This is a genomic window from Kitasatospora sp. CB02891 (genome assembly GCF_002803145.1).
Classification (GTDB): Bacteria; Actinomycetota; Actinomycetes; order Streptomycetales; family Streptomycetaceae; genus Kitasatospora; species Kitasatospora griseola.
The window spans coordinates 79384-96452 of record NZ_NNBO01000021.1 but is presented as its reverse complement, the minus strand read 5'-3'; the positions used below and the strand labels follow the sequence as shown (position 1 = coordinate 96452).

Below are 17069 nucleotides of genomic sequence, written 5' to 3'. Positions count from 1 at the left end.
GTGGTGAGGGTGCCGTACGGCGGGGCGGCCCCCGGCGCGTACGGCGTGGGCGCGGTGGGCGTGCTGTACGGAGGTGTGCCGAGCAGCGTTCCCTGCGGCTGGGCAGCAGCGCCCGCAAGTGGTGTCCCGTACGCCGGGGTTCCGGGCCCATGGACGCCGGGGGCAGCGGCACCGGGAACCGCCGGGCCCGCACCGGGCGTCCCAGGGGCGTAGCCGGTGGGTGTCGGCGCACCGGTGGGAGTGCCGTACGGGGGCGTGGCCTGACGGGGATGCGGTGGACCGGCCGAGTGTGGGGGAACAGGGGGAGCCGATGCTCCGGCGGGTGCCGGAGTGCCGCCCGGTGCGGGCGGGTTGGTGGGCGGCAGCGGGTGGGACGCTGCGTGGGGTGGCCTTGAATCGGTCACCAGGCTCTCCTCCCCTCGGCCGACCGACGGCTGCGGGCCCGGCCGGCCGCGAGCGTGCTCGATCGCGGACTGTGCTGCTCTGCCGCCGGAACACGCGGCTCTGACCTGGGCAGGACCCGACTGCCGGTGCCCCGCCCCGGCCGGGGTGGTGTCCCGGCCCGGACGCCAAGGTCGCCCGTGGCCCGGTAGCGCCGGGTCGAGCGACACGTGACCGGTGCCCGACACGGTCGCCCTGGCCGCTACTGGCCCGGCGGTGCCGGTTCGAATGGCGGCGTTCCGCAAGTTGAACGCAGCACACCTGTCCCAGGTCACGCCTGTCCGGCGGACCTCCGGTCGAATGCGGCCACGCACCGCCGTCCCTTCGGCGGTCTGCGGCCGACACCCGGGGTGCCCGCTGTGTCGTGGCGCCGTTCGGGGTTCTCCGCATGTGACGGACGGCCCCCGGCGGCTCCTGTCCGCCGTCAGGATACGGTGCGAGCACGACGACGGAACCACCGGTGACCTCGGTGATCTGCGCCGCAACCAGCCTGTGACCAGCTCACACCTAGGAGTTGCATGTCCTCCCTCAGCCGCATCCCCGGGATCGTCACCACGGACCATGTCTTCCGGGTGCCGCTGGACCACGGCACTCCGAGTGGCGAGGCGATCAAGGTCTACGCCCGCGAGGTGGTCGCAGCCGGACGCGAGCACGACGACCTTCCGTGGCTGCTGTACCTGCAGGGCGGACCGGGCGGCAAGGCCAACCGGCCGCTCGGCCGGGACGGTTGGCTGGACCGGGCGCTCGACGACCACCGGGTGCTGCTGCTGGACCAGCGCGGCACCGGCCGCTCCACCCCCGCCAACCGGCAGACGCTGGCCCGACGCGGCGACGCCCGCCGGCAGGCCGACTACCTGGCGCACTTCCGCGCCGACTCGATCGTCCGGGACGCCGAGCTGATCCGCCGCCAACTGCTGGGCGAGGACGGCCGGTGGAGCCTGCTGGGACAGAGCTTCGGCGGCTTCTGCACTCTCACCTACCTCTCGCTGGCCCCGGAGGGCCTGCGCGAGGCGTTCGTCACCGGTGGCCTCGCCGGTCTCCGCCGCTCGGCGGACGAGGTCTACCGCGCGGCGTACCCGCGGGTCGCCCGCAAGAACGCCGGGCACTACGCGCGATTCCCCCAGGACGTGGCGGCGGTACGGCGAATCGCGGCGCACCTGATCGAGCAGCCCGCGCCCCTTCCGGACGGCGGGGCGCTCACCGTCCAGGCCTTCCAGGCGCTGGGCATGATGCTGGGCAGCGGCACCGGCTCCTACGTGCTGCACTACCTGCTGGAGGAAGCCTGGGTGGAGGGGCCGGACGGGGCGGAACTCTCCGACACCTTCCTGGCGGGGGCGCAGACGCACCTGTCCTTCGCCCAGGGGCCGCTGTACGCCGTGCTGCACGAGTCGATCTACGGGCAGCGCTCGGTCGATTCCGGCGCCACCGACTGGTCGGCGGAGCGGGTGCGCAAGGAGTTTCCCGAGTTCGACGCCGAGGCGGCGCTGGCCGCGGACCGCCCGGTGCTGCTCACCGGCGAGATGATCTACCCCTGGATGTTCGAGACCGACCCGTCGCTGCAGCCGCTGCGCGAGACGGCTCAGCTGCTGGCCGAGCGCACCGACTGGCCCGACCTGTACGACCCGCAGCGCCTGGCGACGAACCAGGTACCGGTGTACGCGGCGGTGTACCACGACGACATGTACGTGGACACGGCGCATTCGCTGGAGACCGCGGACGCGGTGGCCGGTGTGCGGACGTGGATCACCAACGAGTGGGAGCACGACGGGGTGCGGGTGAGCGGCCGCCGGGTGCTGGACCGTCTGATGCGAACGGCGCGGGGCGAGATCTAGCCGCTCGCCGCGCGGGCGGGGGATGAACGTACGCATGTCAGCCTCCGAGGAACTGCTGGTGTCGGGGTGCTCTGCTGCGGGGCCCGGGGATTCGTGGCGGTGCGGCCCCGAGCGCGCGCCGTCGGTGCTCACCGCCCGGTCGGCCGAAAGCGGCTGACGCTGCGTCGGGCGCGGAGGTCGGCTGACCGCCGCCTGGGCTGCCGTCCTCGCCGGGTTCGGAACTGCCCGGCCCGGGCTCGGAGCACTCCCGGCCCGGCCCGGGTTCGCCCGGCCCCGCCTCAGCGGCTCGCACCGGCTCGGTGCCGTCGCGGGGTGTGGGCTCGGGCCGGACGGCGGGTGCTCCCGAGGCGCCGCCGGGCCGTTCGGCTCCTGTCCGCCCGCCGGGCGGCGGGAGTTCGGGGGCCGACGGGAGCCCCGCCCCGCGCAACCGGGTGGTGCGTTCGCTCCGGACCACCCGGAGCAGGGCCTCCGGGGCGATTCCGGAGTTCAGCGATTCGTAGAGCAGCTGGGCCAGGGTGTAACCGGGATCCAGTTCCAGTGCTCTGGCCAGCACGACCCTTGCCGTGGCGGGGTCGCCGGCCAACCAGGACGTCCAAGCCAGCAACGTCATCGGTGGGGCGGCCAGGTGCTCGAACGGGTCGACGCAGCGTTGGATGAGATAGCGCCACAGCTTCTGAGCGGTGGCGAGTTCGTGCGGTTCGGCGTACTCGGCGGCGCGATCGCGGCCCAGTTTGTCCTGCAGGCCGATCAGGAGACGGGCCGTGCGCTTGGTGTCGAGCTCCCGGGCGCCGTTGCGGAACTCGGCCATCGCACTGGCCAGCAGCTCGTCCGTACGCTCGACCGCCGCATGGCGGCCGTCGGGGCCGGCCAGCTCACGGATGAACGGCGGCCCGGCGTCCTCCAAGGCGCGACGCTGCACCTCGCGGAGCGGCGGGCCCACCGGTGCCAGGCCGGCCACGATCGCCTTGCGGCTGCCCCGTGGGGCCAGGCCCGCGAAGGTGGCCGCGACGGCGAGCGAGCTGGGCTGGTGGGCAGCGCGGACCGGAGTGCCGTCCGGCGGACAGCAGTCGACTCCGGTGCACAGGAAGGACCACCAGCGGCTCGCGGACACGCACAGCGCCTCCTTGACGATCACCTGCTCGTTCTGGAAGGCCTGAGTGAGTGCGGCCGCCAGTGGGCGGAGCTCCGCCAGTACGGCCTGAGCGCCCTCGGGCGCGGGCGTGCCGTCGGCGGGATCCCGGCACAGGTAGAGCAGGACTTGGACGGGGCGGCGGTCGCGCTGTTCGGACAGCTCGACCAGTAGTCGGGCGGATTCCTCGGCGGTGCGCTCCCAGGACTCCGGATCGGCCGGAATGTCGATCCGGATCACCCCGCCCTGGTCGAGCGCGGGGCCCTGCAGGCCCACCGCGACGATGCTGTCGTCGGGGAAGAAGCCCAGCAGGTAGGGGAGCATCTCCGCCATGTCGGCGGGGCCGCGCAGCCGGACCGGGAGGTGGCCGGGGAGCGGGGAGTGCTTGGTGGTGCGGTCGTCTGCGGTCATGGCGAAAGCCTGGACCCGATTCCGCCACCACTGCGGATATTTCGTCTGCCCTGTGGATAAACCGGGGGGTTCAGCATCAGCTCCCCCGAATGGCGGACAATTCTGGCCCGAACAGTGCGATCCGGAGGCATATCACCGGATAAAAGCCAGGTTGTCCACAGCCTGGCATTCGCGGTCCGTCCGTGGAGCACGGTATCCATGACCTCATGCAGACGCGCGAACTCCACCCGACCACTCCAGCCGACCGCGACGCCGTCCGGGCCGCCGCGGAAGCGGTGCTGCACGACCTCGCCGGGCCCGCCGCGAGGCTGCGCGAGGACCAGTGGAAGGCGATCGAGGCCCTGGTGGTGGACAGTCGCCGCGCCCTGGTGGTGCAGCGCACCGGCTGGGGCAAGTCCGCCGTCTACTTCATCGCCACGGCGCTGCTCCGCGCGCGCGGCGCCGGCTCGACGGTGATCGTCTCGCCCCTGTTGGCGCTGATGCGCAACCAGGTCGAATCGGCCGCCCGGGCGGGCATCCGCGCCCGGACGATCAACTCGGCCAACCCGGAGGAGTGGGAGGAGATCCAGCAGGAGGTCGCCGACAGCCGCGTCGATGTCCTGCTGGTCAGCCCGGAGCGGCTCAACAACCCCGACTTCCGCGACCATGTGCTGCCCAAACTGGCTGCCTCCACCGGCCTGCTGGTGGTGGACGAGGCGCACTGCATCTCCGACTGGGGCCACGACTTCCGGCCCGACTACCGACGGCTGCGCACCATGCTCGCCGAGCTCTCCCCCGGCGTCCCGGTGCTGGCGACCACAGCGACCGCGAACGCCCGGGTAACCGCCGACGTCGCGGAGCAGCTCGGCACCGGCGTCGGCGACGCGCAGGCCCTGGTGCTGCGCGGCCCGCTGGACCGGGAGAGCCTCAGCCTCTCGGTGCTGTCGCTGCCCGACCCGGCGCAGCGCCTGGCCTGGCTGGCCGACCACCTGGCCGATCTCCCCGGCTCCGGCATCATCTACACCCTGACGGTCGCCGCCGCCGAGGAGGTCACCGAGTTCCTGCGCGAGCGCGGCTATCCGGTCGCCTCCTACTCCGGCCGGACCGAGGACGCCGAACGCCGCGAGGCCGAGGCCGCCCTGCTGGCCAACCGGGTCAAGGCCCTGGTCGCCACCTCCGCGCTCGGCATGGGCTTCGACAAGCCGGATCTCGGCTTCGTGGTCCACCTCGGCTCGCCGAGCTCCCCGATCGCCTACTACCAGCAGGTTGGCCGTGCCGGCCGTGGCGTCGACCGCGCCGAGGTGCTGCTGCTCCCGGGCCGGGAGGACGAGGCGATCTGGCGGTACTTCGCCTCGGTCGGCTTCCCCGCCGAGGAGCAGGTCCGTCGCACTCTGACCGCACTGGCCGAGGCCGGCCGCCCGCTCTCCACGGCGGCGCTGGAGACCTCGGTCGACCTCCGCCGCACCCGGCTGGAGACCATGCTCAAGGTGCTCGACGTGGACGGCGCCGTCCGCCGGGTGCGCGGCGGCTGGGAGTCCACCGGCCAGCCATGGCGGTACGACGCCGAGCGGTACGCCAAGGTCGCCCGGGCCCGCGAGGCCGAGCAGCAGGCGATGCGGGAGTACGTCGCGACCGAGGGCTGCCGGATGGAGTTCCTGCGCCGCCAGCTCGACGACCCGGAGGCGGGCCCGTGCGGCCGTTGCGACCGGTGCACCCATGCCCGGCACTCGACCGAGGTGTCGGCCGAAGCCACCGGCGCGGCCCGCGCCGCCCTCGGCCGCCCCGGAGTCTCCTTCGAGACCAGGCGGATGTGGCCGACCGGCATGGAGTCCCTCGGCATCCCGCTGCGGGGACGCATCCCTGCCACCCAGCAGGCCGAGCCGGGGCGCGCGTTGGGCCGGCTCTCCGACATCGGCTGGGGCAGCCGGCTGCGCACCCTCCTCGACGAACGCTCCCCGGACGGCCCGCTGCCGCGCGAGGTGCTGGACGCCGTGGTCGGCGTGATGGCGGACTGGGCACGCGGCCCGGGCGGCTGGGCCGGGCCGGCCGGTCCGGACGGCGCCCGGTTGGAGCGCCCGGTCGGCGTGGTCGCCCTCGAGTCCTCCACCCGCCCACAGCTGCTGTCCGACCTCGCCGGCGGCCTCGCCTCGATCGGCCGGATGCCGCTGCTCGGCCGGGTCCAGTACGCCACCGGGGAGCCCCCGCACGGGCCGCGCAGCAACAGCGCCCAGCGACTGCGTTCGGTCGCCGGTGCGCTCGTACTCTCCCCAGGGCTGGCCGACGCGCTGGCCGCGGCCCCCGGCCCGGTCCTCCTGGTCGACGACCTGGTGGATTCGGGCTGGACGCTGACGGTCGCGGCCCACCTGCTCCGCCAGGCCGGTGCCACCGCCGTGCTCCCCCTCGTCCTGGCCGTCCGGGGGTGAGGGCGATTCGGTCGAGCTCAGTGCCAGGCGCGGCGCACAAGCGGGCCTGGACGCCAGGCCCCGTTCACCGGACGATTTCTGCCCGTACACGCCACGTCCACCGCATGGTCAGCCGGATGGCTCCATCTCAAGGTCGGGACATATCCGGCAGTTAGGCGGGTTCCGGGCGGCGTTTGTCATTTCATCATTGCCGCTCGGCCGCTCGCGCCCGAGAATTGGAAGGTATCCAGCGCCCGGTCCGTCGGACCCGGCCTTCGGCGTACGCCCGCACACCTTCGGGAGCGCGGGCACGGGAAGGAGGATCGTGATCAACGGCATCGACCGAGGTCCTTCCCACTACGACGGCCACCGGACCATCACGTTGCAGGAGTGGGAGCGCCTCGGCGTACCCCTCCTTCGCACACCGCGAGAGTTCGTCACCGAACTTCACCAGCGGCACCTCCCGCAACCGGGCACCACTGTGGTCGCGGTGCTCGACCCCGAGCACCGGGTGGTGGCTTCCGCCTCCTTCGGCGTCCGCCCGCAGTTCAGCGACGGCTGGGACCACCGCAACGCCCTGCTCGGCCACCTCCGCCGGGTCACCCCGCACGACCTGAAGCGCATATCGCCGAGTCGCACCGCCGTCCTGCTGCGCTGCCGGGAGGGCGGGCCGGACTGGACCGAACAGGACGGGGCCTGGATGTGGGCCCTGCGCGCCGCCGCCGAACTGCACGGGCTGCGCTGCGGCTCCTACCTGACGCTGACTCCCGCCGGTTGGCGGTCCCTCGGCGACGGCCGACGCGGGCGCAACCCGCACTCCGGGTCGTGGGCGCTCGGCCCGGTCCACACCATCACCGAACTGCCGCCGCGCGTCCCGTCCGACACCGAGTCCGAGTCCGAACGATCCGCATCGTCACTCGCGGCGATACCGTCAGGGCCATCGGCACCGTCGGAGCCGCCGGTCGCCCCGGTCACGTCGCTGGAGGCGATCCGCGCTCTGGAGGCCGCCCGCGACAACCGGGCGATCCGCCGAACCGCCGCCCGCTGAGCAGTCGTTCGTCCACAGCGACCGCTCGCCGAACCGGACGGCCGGGCCTCCAGGCCCGCGACACGAACACCCCAACGCCCCGTAGACGCCAAGGCACTCCGACGCCGCGACACGACGACATCAGGACATGGCTACGCCCCGGCCCCGCCCGTAGGCGGAGCCGGACCGGTACGACGGACGGACGGTCAGGCGAACAGCGGGGCGACGGTGTCCGTCTCGCCGCAGACCACCAGCAGCTTCGCGGCCCGCTCCAGCGCCTTGCGCGCCGCAGCGGTCACCCGCCCTGTGTGGTTCTCGTTGACCACCAGGACCACCACGTCCCGGCGCAGCGTCCGGGTGGTGGCGGCGTCGGCGTAGAACACGTCTCCGCTGTCGGCGAGTTGAGCCCAGTAGCTCTCCTCGCCGAAGCTCAGCTCGTGTTCCTGCCAGGGGTGCGCGGCACCGACCGTCAGGACCAGCACGTCGCCGGGGCGGCGGCCGGACTCGAGCAGCGCGTCGACCGCTTCGTCGGCACGGTCCAGTGCCTCGGTCGCGGCGACGGACAGGAGTTGGACGGTCGGCCGGCCCGGGCGCGACGCGGGGCCGGGCTTGGGTCGGGGTGCGGGCCGCTGACCGGGAATCGGGCGGTCCGCACGGGGCGGCGTGGGGCGCGGCGGACCGGGGCGAGGGCCCGGGACCGGAGCGGCGACGGTGGTGGAGGAAGGCATACGGGGGGCAGGTGCGTCCGACTTGTGGGGAAGGGGAACGCCGGGGCCCGGGATCGTCTCGTGAATCTCCGGCTCCTCGGGGAAGACAGGCATACCCGGATTCCTATCAAATGCCGGTCGGATGCGCACGGGCACCCCACCACTTGGAAGTCTGGCCGTCCGCACGCGGGCACACGACAACGTTCGAGTGACGGATGGATGAATGTTGACGAACCGTCAGAAACTGCAGAGGCGGCTACTCCCACGACCCCCAGGAGGCCCGTGGGGGACTCCCAAGAATCACGGCGAACCATCGGATTGTTCGACCGCGCGAGGGCGCGTTGGGCCGCCGGAGTGCACGGCGCGCAGAGACGCCCGGGCCGCAGCACGAGGCCGATGGTGCAGCCGCGAAGCCGAGGGCGCGCCGCGAGCGACGCCGAAAGCGGTCAGAAGCCGAGCGAGAGCTGCTCGCCGGCATCGACCGGGACCCGCTGCCGCTTGAGGTGGCTCCAGCGCGGCAGGGCATCCATGTAGGCCCAGGAGAGGCGGTGGTGCTCGGTGGGACCGAGCTCCTCCAGTGCGGCACGGTGGGTCGGCGAGGGGTAGCCGGCGTTCTCCTCAAACGCGAAGGCCGGGTGGTCCACCCCGAGTTCGGCCATCAGCGCGTCCCGCCGGACCTTGGCCAGCACCGAGGCGGCTGACACGCAGACGCACGACTGGTCGCCCTTGATCACCGTGCGAACCCGCCACGGGCCGCCCAGGTAGTCGTGCTTGCCGTCCAGGATCACCGCGTCGGGCTGCACCGGCAGCGCCTCCAGGGCGCGGACGGCGGCCAGCCGCAGCGCGGCCGTCATGCCGAGGTCGTCGCACTCCCGGGACGAGGCCGCGCCGATCGCGTAAGCGGTCACCCAGTCCTCCAGGACCGGGACGAGCGCCTCCCGACGCCGCTCGGTGAGCAGCTTGGAGTCGGTGAGCCCCTCCGGCGGGCGGCGCAGCCCGGTGACGGCGGCACCGACCATGACCGGCCCGGCCCAGGCACCACGGCCCACCTCGTCCAGCCCGACGACCAGGTTGGCTCCGGCCCGGCGCAGGGAACGCTCGACCGAGTGCGTCGGAGGGTCGTACGGCATCGAAGGTTCCTTCACTGGACAGATCGACAGCCGGGCCCGCGCACGAGCACGCCCCGACTGCTTTCAGCCTACGCCGCCGCCCGGACAGCCCGACCCGCCCCGACCTGCCCGAGCGGGGCCCACGCACGGCCCGCGAAGGGCCAGAACGCGCAGGACCCGAGCCACACGCCCGAGCAGGGCCCGCGCAAGCCCAGCACAGGCCCCAGAGCCGGTGCCGACCGACCCGAGGCTCGCCGCCCGGCCGCGCCCGCGCCGCGCCACCCCGTGCGCGCTACGGCCTGACCATCGGCAGCAGAACCTGCCCGAGCAGCTCCTCGCCGAACTCCTCGTCGCACACCCCGCCACAGAACTTGGCCCGGTACAGCAGCATCGCCGGCATCACGTCGGCGACCGTCGACACCGCGGCGCCCTTGCGGACATCGCCCCGGGCCTCGCCGCGGCGCAGGATGCCGAGGATGCCTGCGGCGGTCGGTTCGACCACCCGCTCGTGCAGGAAGCCCTTGAAGAACTCGGCGCGCTCGTGGTCGAGTTCACCCATCAGGGTGCGAACGGCCGCACCGAGTCGGGAGTTCAGCACCACGATGTAGCCCTGGACGACGTGCCGCAGCTCGGCCTCCGCGGAGCCGAGATCGGGGATGCCGGTGGGGGGCGGCATGGCGGCGACCAGCGCGTCCATCACCAAGTCCGCCTTGGAGGCCCAGCGCCGGTAGAGCGCGGCCTTGCCGGTCTGCGCGGCGCCGGCCACCCCTTCCATGGTCATCCGGGCGAACCCGCCGGACGTGAGCTGGTCGAGCGCGGCCTCGAAGATCGCGGTCTCCAGCGCCTTGCCGCGCCTGCGCAGCGGAGCTCCCCCTGCGGGGCCGTCGGCCGACTGTCGCCGGTCCGGCTGATCCATCGTCATCCACCCTAAAAGACGGTTGCGTTCACTATCGGTGCCGACTAATGTCCCCCGCAGTGAACGAGACCGTTCACTATCTGCATCGCCGAGCACCTTACCGAAACAGCAACCGATAGCAGTAGCCAGCAGGGGGCACAACAGTGGCTATCTCCGACACGCTCAGCAAGTCGGCTCCGCCGGGGGCCGGTCGCGATCAACGCAAGGGCATCACGCTCACGGTCATCGCGGCCACTCAGCTCATGGTCGTCCTCGACGCGACCATCGTGAACATCGCGCTTCCCCACATCCAGGACGCGCTGAAGTTCTCCACCACGAACCTGTCCTGGGTGATCAACGCCTACACGCTGACGTTCGGCGGCCTGCTGCTGCTCGGCGGCCGGGCCGGCGACATCCTCGGCCGTCGGCGGGTGTTCGTCGTGGGCGTGGTGCTGTTCGGCCTGGCCTCGCTGCTCGGCGGTTTCGCGCAGAACGGCGGCATGTTGCTGGCCGCCCGCGCACTGCAGGGCATCGGCGGTGCGATCTGTTCACCCACGGCGTTCGCGCTGATCGCCACCAACTTCAAGGAGGGGCCGGAGCGGAACCGAGCCTTCGGCGTCTTCTCGGCGGTGGCCGGTTCGGGCGCCGCGATAGGTCTACTGGCCGGCGGCGTGCTCACGGAGTACATGAACTGGCGCTGGGTGTTCTTCGTGAACGTGCCGATCGCCGTGCTGATCGCCATCGCCGCACCGCGCTACATCAACGAGTCCGAGCGGCACCCGGGCACGTTCGACCTGCCCGGCGCCCTCACCTCCACCCTCGGCCTGGTCAGCCTGGTCTACGGGTTCATCCACGCCGCGGACCCGAAGGCCGGCTGGGGTGACAGCGTGACGATCGGCTCGTTCGCCGTCGGCGCGGTCCTGCTGGTCGCGTTCACGGTGATCGAACAGCGCACCGCCCAACCGATCACCCCACTGCGGCTGCTGCGGAACCGGAACCGCACCGGCGGCCTGATCATGATGCTCTGCCTGGCCGCGGCCATGTTCGGCATCTTCTTCTACGTCACGCTCTTCGTTCAGCGCGTCCTCGGCTACAGCGCGCTCAAGGCGGGTGTGGCCTTCCTCCCGATCAGCGTCGCGATCATCGTCGCCGCGCAACTCGCCTCGGTCTTCCAGGCGAGGCTCGGGCCCAAGCCGTTCCTGGCCACCGGCAGCATTCTGGTGACGATCGGGCTGAGCTGGCTGACGCAGACCGACGTGAACAGCAGCTACCCGCTCGGTGTCCTCGGCCCGACGGTCACTTTCGGCTTCGGCATGGGCCTGATCTTCGTCCCGGTGATGCTGATGGCGGTCTCCGGAGTCGCCGCCCACGAGACGGGCGCCGCCTCGGGTCTGCTCAACTCGGTGCAGCAGATCGGCGGTTCGGTCGGCCTGTCGATACTCACCACGGTCTTCGCCAAGGCCGCCACCTCCGAGGGCAACCGCCAACAGCCGGACTTCCTCGCCCACGCCACCCCGACCGACCTGCAGTACGCCCAGCAGCACCAGACCTTCCCGCCCGGCAGCAAGTGGGCCAACGAAGTGCTGGCCTACGCCGTCTCGCACGCCTTCGTGGTGGGTGTGGCGTTCGCAGCCGTCGCGCTGCTGTCCGCGCTGTTCGTGGTCAAGGCGAAGGCCTCCGACCTGCCCGCCGAAACCCCGGCCGGAATAGCGATATGACGCCGCGCCGATCAGGCTGACGCCCCGGAGGGCGGGGGCGGAGCTCAGCCCCTCCCCCGCCCTCGCTCGGCACCCGCAACCGCACCCGGCACCAGCAGTCAGCACCCGCCAAGCAGCGGCCACCAACCGCGAAGCCGAGCCAGCCAACCAACCGGCCAACCGGCCCTCCCGCCGCCACCGACCGTCAGCGGTACTCGCTCCCCGCCTCGACCAGCCCGACCCGTCGGCACGCCTGGCCGCGGTCCCAGACCACGGGGTGCGCCGCGAGGATCTCGCGGGCGCGGGCCTCGGCCCGGCTCATGGCGTACCAGGAGGGCGCGGGCTCGTCGGCCAGCTCGGCGGCGATCGGCTGGAGCGCACAGGTGCGCAGGTCGTCGGGCAGTTGGTCCAGCACGGGCACGGCATCGACGGAGAGGCCGCGCAGGTAGGCGAGGTCGAGGCGGGCCGCCGAGGTGCGGTAGCGGTCGACGTTCTGCTCGGCGATCAGGCCGTCGGTCCGCAGCAGGCCGAACAGCGCCACGGCCAGCGCCGCGCTGAGCACGACCGCACGGGGCAGCCAACGGCGGGAGGAGAGCACCGAGCCGCACAGCACCATCAGGAAGACCAGACCGAGCCAGATCTCCACCGCGGCGACGTTCACCCGCAGTCGGGTGAGTCCGAAGGCGTCCATGTACAGGCTCATCCGGACCAGCGCGGTGCCGACCACGACCAGGGTGAGCGTGCAGAGCAGTCCGAGCATCACCTTGACCAGCCGCCGGTCGCCCGCGTTGCTGCGCGGCGCCCAGTACTTGGCGAGCGCGACCACCACGAGGGTGAGCACGGCGATCCAGAGCAGCTGCCAGAAACCCTGGCGGGCGTAGGCGGCAGGGGTCATCCCGGTGCGGCGCATGATCGAGCCGTAGCCGCCGATCAGGACCACCAGCTGCACCACCACGAAGGTGCCGAACAGCAGGTTCATCACCGCCAGCGGCATCGCCCACTCCAGCCGTCCGCGTTCCTTGCCGGCGCGGATCTCGGTCCGGTCCCAGCGGCGCGGGGCGGCGGCGGCGCGCGCGGCGCCCAGGGCCAGCAGCACTCCGCCGGTGAAGAACACGAAGCGCAGCGGGGTCTCCCCGGGCTCCACCGAGGGGACGAGGTGCGCGAGCAGGTCGGCGACGGTGGAGTCGGCGCCGGCGAACAGCGTGCCGAAGACCACCAGCAGCAGCAGCGAGACGCCGACGGCCTTGGCCACCTGCCCGACGCGGGCCCTGGCCGGGAAGCGGCGCTCCTTCAGCGTCCGGAGTCCCCAGGCGAGCCCGGGCATGAAGTGCGCCCAGAGTCCGATGGATCCCATCGCCACCCCGATCCAGCGGGCGCCGCCGTGCAGGGTGAGCGAGCCGAGGCAGATCGCGGCGAGCACGGCGAGCATCACCGCCCCGTCCGCACCGCTGACGGCCGGCACCACGCAGAGCAGCAGCGCCGCCACGGCGAACACCAGGTGCCACGGCTTGATCCGCCGTCCGGTGCCCAGTGCGGTCATCCCGGCGCCGGCCGCGCCCGCCACGGCGCAGAGCAGCAGGTTGATGCCGAGTCCGTCGCCGAGCACCAGCGCGCTGACCAGACCGGACACCGCGGCCGCGATCAGTACCCGCAGGCGGGCGGGCGCGGCGGCCCGGGGCTTGCTGGGCCGCAGCCACTCCGGTTCGGGCAGCGGATCCACCGGCCGGTACTGGTACGGGTTGCCACCTGTCGCAGGCCCGGCAGCTGCGCCGACCGGCGCTCCCTTCGCGAACGCCCCGGGCCGCGGCACTGCCCCCACTCCAGCCGTCGGGGGCGGCGCGAACGGGTCGGACGGCCGCGGCCCCCCGCTCGCCCCCGCCCCGGACTGCGGCCGGCCACCGGAACTGCCAGAGCCACCGACGCCGGCGGAACCACCGGAGCTGCCGACAGCGGCAGAGCCACCGGAGCCGCCGGCACCGGCAGTGCCGCCAGGGCCACCAGCGTCGGCCGTGCCGCCCGATCCTCCGGAACCGGTGCTGTCGCTGGAGTCGGACGACTGCGACATGAAACCCCCTCAGAATGCGGGCGCGCGCCGACTTTCGGCCAGCCGCACGCCTGTTCGTGCCGGTGACTCTAGGACCCGGGCGCCACTTCTGAACAGGTTCAAAAAGCCGCCGGAGCGGCTTGGTCACAGAGTTGTGACACAAACCGCCCCGGCGGCGGGAGCACAGACAGGAACAACGGTCCCGCTCAGCAGGTCCCGATCAGCAAGTGCCGATCAACAGGTCCCGATCAGCGAGTGCCGATCAACAGCTGCCGATCAGTAGGTGCCGTACAGCGAGTACACGAGGTTGTCCTTCACGGCGGTTCCGAAGCTCGCCGGGAAGGTCCCGAACGGGACGCTCGCGCTGCTGTAGACGCCGGACCCGGCGGGGCCGGAGCTGTAGTGCATGTTGTTGACGGTGGAGCTGGTGCCGTTGGAGTTGTAGACCAGCCAGTAGGTCGTGTTGGCGGCCAGGGTGTAGCTGATGGTCGCGCTGTTCCAGGCGTTGGAGCTCAGCACGCCGACCGAACTGGTGGCCAGCAGGACGTCCGGCGAGCCGCCGTTGTCGCTGTAGACGGCGATCTGGAACTGGTTGTTGGGCGAGGCGCTGGTCTGGCCGATGTGCGCGTTCAGCGAGGTGAGCGCGATCGGCGCGGCGCCGGTGGTGATCTTCGAGCCGTTGAGGTGGTTGGAGTTGGTGTCGTCGAGCTGGGTGCCGACGGCGTTGTTGCCGATGGTCTGCGGCGGGGCGCCGGCGGTGGTGAAGGCCGCGGAGTAGGCGGCGGCCTGGGTGTTGCCCGCCAGGTCCTTCACGTTGGCGATGCCCAGCGTGTAGCCGGTGTTGAGCGCGAGGGCCGCGGTCGGGGTGAAGGTGACGGTGTTGGTCGCGGCGTCCAGCGCGACGGTGCCGGCCACCGCGGTACCACCGGTGGTGGTCTTCAGGGTGACGTTGGCGGAGGTGACGGTCGCGGCCTGGACCGGCTCGCTGAAGGAGGCCTTCACCGGGGCGGTGGCGGCGACGCCGGTCGCGCCGTTGGCCGGGACGGAGCCGGTGACCGTCGGCGGGACGGTGTCGGTGCCGTAGGTCGCGGTGTAGGAGCCCACGTTGCCGTCGAAGAAGGCGTACGTGATGCCGTGGATGGTCTCGATCCGGTAGTTGACGGCCGTGGTGCCCTGCTTGATGCCGGTGAGGGTGCCGCCCGCCGAGTTGACCGGGACCATGGCCCGCAGGCCGTTCGCGCCGCCGGTGATGCTGAAGCTCAGCGTGTTCGCGTTCCACGCCATCCCGGAGAACGCGGAGCCGTTGCGGAAGTCCAGCCAGTTCAGCAGCTGCCGGCCGGAGACCACGGGGGTGCCGTGCGCCTTGGCCGAGGCGATGACCTGGTCGGACGCGGTGGAGGCGGCGTAGTCGGTGTGGATGTTGGCGGTCAGGACGGTGTAGTAGCCCTTGGCGTTGTAGGCGTTGTCCAGCAGCGTGTTGACGGTGCCCGGCATGGACTGCCCGGACTCGTCGGTGAGCTGGGTGGTGGCCTGGTACTCGTTGATGGTGGCGCCGTTGGTGTCCGCGTACTTCATCGGCAGGCCGGTGCCGTTGAAGTAACCGGGCCGGTCCTGCACGAAGCTGCCCGGGTAGTAGTAGTAATCGGTGTCCAGCCGGATGCCGTTGGCGAGCTTGGTCTTGGCCTGGCTGGCCCAGTCGTCCCACTCGACGCAGTGGGTGCGGGTGCTGTCCGGGTTGGGCAGCGAGGGGAACTTGGCCTTCCAGGCGGCGATCTGGGTGGTGTAGACGTTCGCCAGGTCGGTGGGCGTGCCCCACGGGGTGCAGCTGGTGGTGATGTGGGTGCCGATCTCGAAGCCCTGGTCGGAGTAGGCCTTGGCCTGGGCGTCGGTCATCGGTCCGCTGGCGTAGACGTTGGACGAGGCCCGCACGCACTCCCAGTTGGCGACGTTGCAGCCGACCGGGCTCTGCGCGATGTAGCCGTCGAAGCGTCCGGTGGTGCCGCCGATGCCGTGGTCGTCACCGGTCATCACCACGACGGCCTTGACGTCGCGGGGGAAGTACCAGAACTTCGGCAGCGGCTTCTTGGCGGCGTCCATGGTGGTGATCAGGTTGGCGAGCAGGCGCTGCTGCTCGTCGGCGATCGGGATCTGCGCCTTGTCGAGGTTGTTCCAGTTGAGCTGTCCCCCGGTGCCGAAGAACATCTCGCTGGCCTCGATGCCGTCCACGTTGTCGCGCTGCTGGCCGCCCCAGGCGATGTTGCCCTGGCGGGTCTGCACCACGGACTTGGCGAGGTCGAAGGTGAACGCGGCGGCCTGGCCGGTGCCGGCGGTGCGCAGCGTGACGGCCGGGTTGGTGGTGGCCACGGCAACGTCGCTGTACAGGGTGGCGACGGCGGTGGCGCCGTTCAGCGTGTACTTGTCGGCGGTGCCGTGGTAGCCGATGGTGTCGGAGGTCAGTCCGAGGCCGGGCGCGGCGGTGGTGTCGATCTTCAGGTAGGAGTCGGCCAGCGTGTCGGTGGTGGCGGTGAGGCCGAGCAGCCCGGCGAGCTGCTTGTCGGGCCGCATCGCGACCAGCCGTCCGCCGCCGTTCACCCAGGTGGTGAACATGGTGGTCTGGGCGGCCGTCAGCTGGTTCTCCGCCAGCAGCACCACGTCGTAGGAGGCGAGGGTGGCGGCGGTGACGGTGCCGATGTCGGCGGTCTTGTAGTAGTTCAGGCCCTCGGCCTTGAGGATCTCGCCGTAGTACGAGGTGTACGGGTTGGCGGGGTCGGTGACCAGCAGGATCGGGCCCTCGTTGCCGGGGCCGCTGCCGGGCGTGGTGCTGCCGCCGCCGGACGGGGTGTAGGTGGCGTAGATCGAGTAGTTGAGGTTGCCGGTGGAGACGGCGCCGAAGCTGCTGGGCCAGGTTCCGAAGGCCTGGCCGCCGGTGGAGTAGCCGCTCTGGCCGCCGGTGGCGTAGTTGAGGTTGTTGACCGCGGCGGAGACGCCGTTGGAGTTGTACGCCAGCCAGTAGGGCGTGTTGGGCGCCAGCGTGGCGGCGACCGGCAGGGTGTTCCAGGTGTGCGCGGTGAGCGTGCCGGAGGTGGAGGCGCCGAGCAGCGGGCCGGGCTTGCCGGCGACGTCGCCGTACACCGCGACCTGGTACTGGTCGCTCGGCGTGGCGCCGACGGCGCCCACGTACACGCTGACGCTGTTGACCGTTCCGCCGCTGGCGCCGGTCACGAAGCGCGAGGTGTTGATGTAGTTGGAATCGCCGGAGTCGGTGGCGGTGCCGGTGGTGTTGTTGCCGAGGACGGCGGTGGTGTCCGCGTGTGCCGCGGGCCCCGCCATCAGTCCGGTGGATGCGAGCAGGGCCACGAGCAGCCCGGCGAGCCGTTTTCTGAACCTCACGCCAAC

General features: G+C 72.0%; 10 protein-coding genes. 4 read left to right on the top strand and 6 right to left on the bottom strand.

What is annotated here, in order from left to right; translation table 11 throughout:
- Nucleotides 1-959: 959 nt before the first annotated feature.
- Nucleotides 960-2273 carry an alpha/beta fold hydrolase gene (locus tag CG736_RS33015; protein WP_100589798.1) on the top strand — a complete coding sequence of 438 codons (1314 nt, stop codon included), beginning with the start codon at nucleotides 960-962 and terminating at the stop codon, nucleotides 2271-2273.
- Nucleotides 2274-2310: 37 nt separating this feature from the next.
- Here the strand turns inward: CG736_RS33015 and CG736_RS33010 are convergent, their stop codons facing one another.
- Entirely contained in the window at nucleotides 2311-3813 is a 1503-nt protein-coding gene (locus CG736_RS33010) for a DUF4192 domain-containing protein (protein WP_100589797.1), read from the bottom strand.
- Nucleotides 3814-4019: 206 nt separating this feature from the next.
- Here CG736_RS33010 and CG736_RS33005 point away from each other — a divergent pair, with 206 nt between their 5' ends.
- Nucleotides 4020-6215: a RecQ family ATP-dependent DNA helicase gene (locus CG736_RS33005; protein ID WP_100589796.1), complete on the top strand. Its 2196-nt coding sequence runs from the start codon at nucleotides 4020-4022 to the stop codon at nucleotides 6213-6215.
- A 304-nt stretch (nucleotides 6216-6519) separates the two neighbouring features.
- Nucleotides 6520-7242: a hypothetical protein gene (locus tag CG736_RS33000; RefSeq protein ID WP_100589795.1), complete on the top strand. Its 723-nt coding sequence runs from the start codon at nucleotides 6520-6522 to the stop codon at nucleotides 7240-7242.
- 185 nt (nucleotides 7243-7427) lie between these two features.
- Here the strand turns inward: CG736_RS33000 and CG736_RS32995 are convergent, their stop codons facing one another.
- The 3 genes from CG736_RS32995 to CG736_RS32985 all read right to left on the bottom strand — a co-directional run bounded on the left by CG736_RS32995 (nucleotide 7428) and on the right by CG736_RS32985 (nucleotide 9959).
- The gene (locus CG736_RS32995; RefSeq protein ID WP_232734343.1) at nucleotides 7428-7949 is read right to left on the bottom strand and encodes a hypothetical protein; all 522 of its coding nucleotides are present in this window, start codon (nucleotides 7947-7949) and stop codon (nucleotides 7428-7430) included.
- Between the two features lie 425 nt (nucleotides 7950-8374).
- Nucleotides 8375-9058, bottom strand: coding sequence for a ribonuclease HII (locus CG736_RS32990; RefSeq protein ID WP_100589793.1), 684 nt, complete (start codon nucleotides 9056-9058; stop codon nucleotides 8375-8377).
- A gap of 271 nt (nucleotides 9059-9329) precedes the next feature.
- A complete protein-coding gene (locus tag CG736_RS32985; RefSeq protein WP_100589792.1) occupies nucleotides 9330-9959 on the bottom strand; it encodes a TetR/AcrR family transcriptional regulator in 630 nt (209 codons plus the stop codon).
- Nucleotides 9960-10096: 137 nt separating this feature from the next.
- On the opposite strand from CG736_RS32985, the gene CG736_RS32980 reads away from it, so the two are divergent.
- Nucleotides 10097-11650 (top strand): MFS transporter, encoded by a 1554-nt coding sequence (locus CG736_RS32980; RefSeq protein ID WP_369880797.1) that lies wholly within the window; start codon nucleotides 10097-10099, stop codon nucleotides 11648-11650.
- Between the two features lie 184 nt (nucleotides 11651-11834).
- Here the strand turns inward: CG736_RS32980 and CG736_RS32975 are convergent, their stop codons facing one another.
- Nucleotides 11835-13349: a DUF4153 domain-containing protein gene (locus CG736_RS32975; protein ID WP_100589790.1), complete on the bottom strand. Its 1515-nt coding sequence runs from the start codon at nucleotides 13347-13349 to the stop codon at nucleotides 11835-11837.
- 600 nt (nucleotides 13350-13949) lie between these two features.
- Entirely contained in the window at nucleotides 13950-17063 is a 3114-nt protein-coding gene (locus CG736_RS32970) for an Ig-like domain-containing protein (RefSeq protein WP_157815826.1), read from the bottom strand.
- Nucleotides 17064-17069: the final 6 nt, after the last annotated feature.

Excerpts from the sequence above, each read along its gene's own strand:
- CG736_RS32985 (WP_100589792.1), bottom strand. The coding sequence starts at position 9,959 with ATGACGATGGATCAGCCGGACCGGCGACAGTCGGCCGACGGCCCCGCA.
- CG736_RS33015 (WP_100589798.1), top strand. The coding sequence starts at position 960 with ATGTCCTCCCTCAGCCGCATCCCCGGGATCGTCACCACGGACCATGTC.
- CG736_RS33010 (WP_100589797.1), bottom strand. The coding sequence starts at position 3,813 with ATGACCGCAGACGACCGCACCACCAAGCACTCCCCGCTCCCCGGCCAC.
- CG736_RS32990 (WP_100589793.1), bottom strand. The coding sequence starts at position 9,058 with ATGCCGTACGACCCTCCGACGCACTCGGTCGAGCGTTCCCTGCGCCGG.
- CG736_RS32995 (WP_232734343.1), bottom strand. The coding sequence starts at position 7,949 with ATGCCTTCCTCCACCACCGTCGCCGCTCCGGTCCCGGGCCCTCGCCCC.
- CG736_RS33005 (WP_100589796.1), top strand. The coding sequence starts at position 4,020 with ATGCAGACGCGCGAACTCCACCCGACCACTCCAGCCGACCGCGACGCC.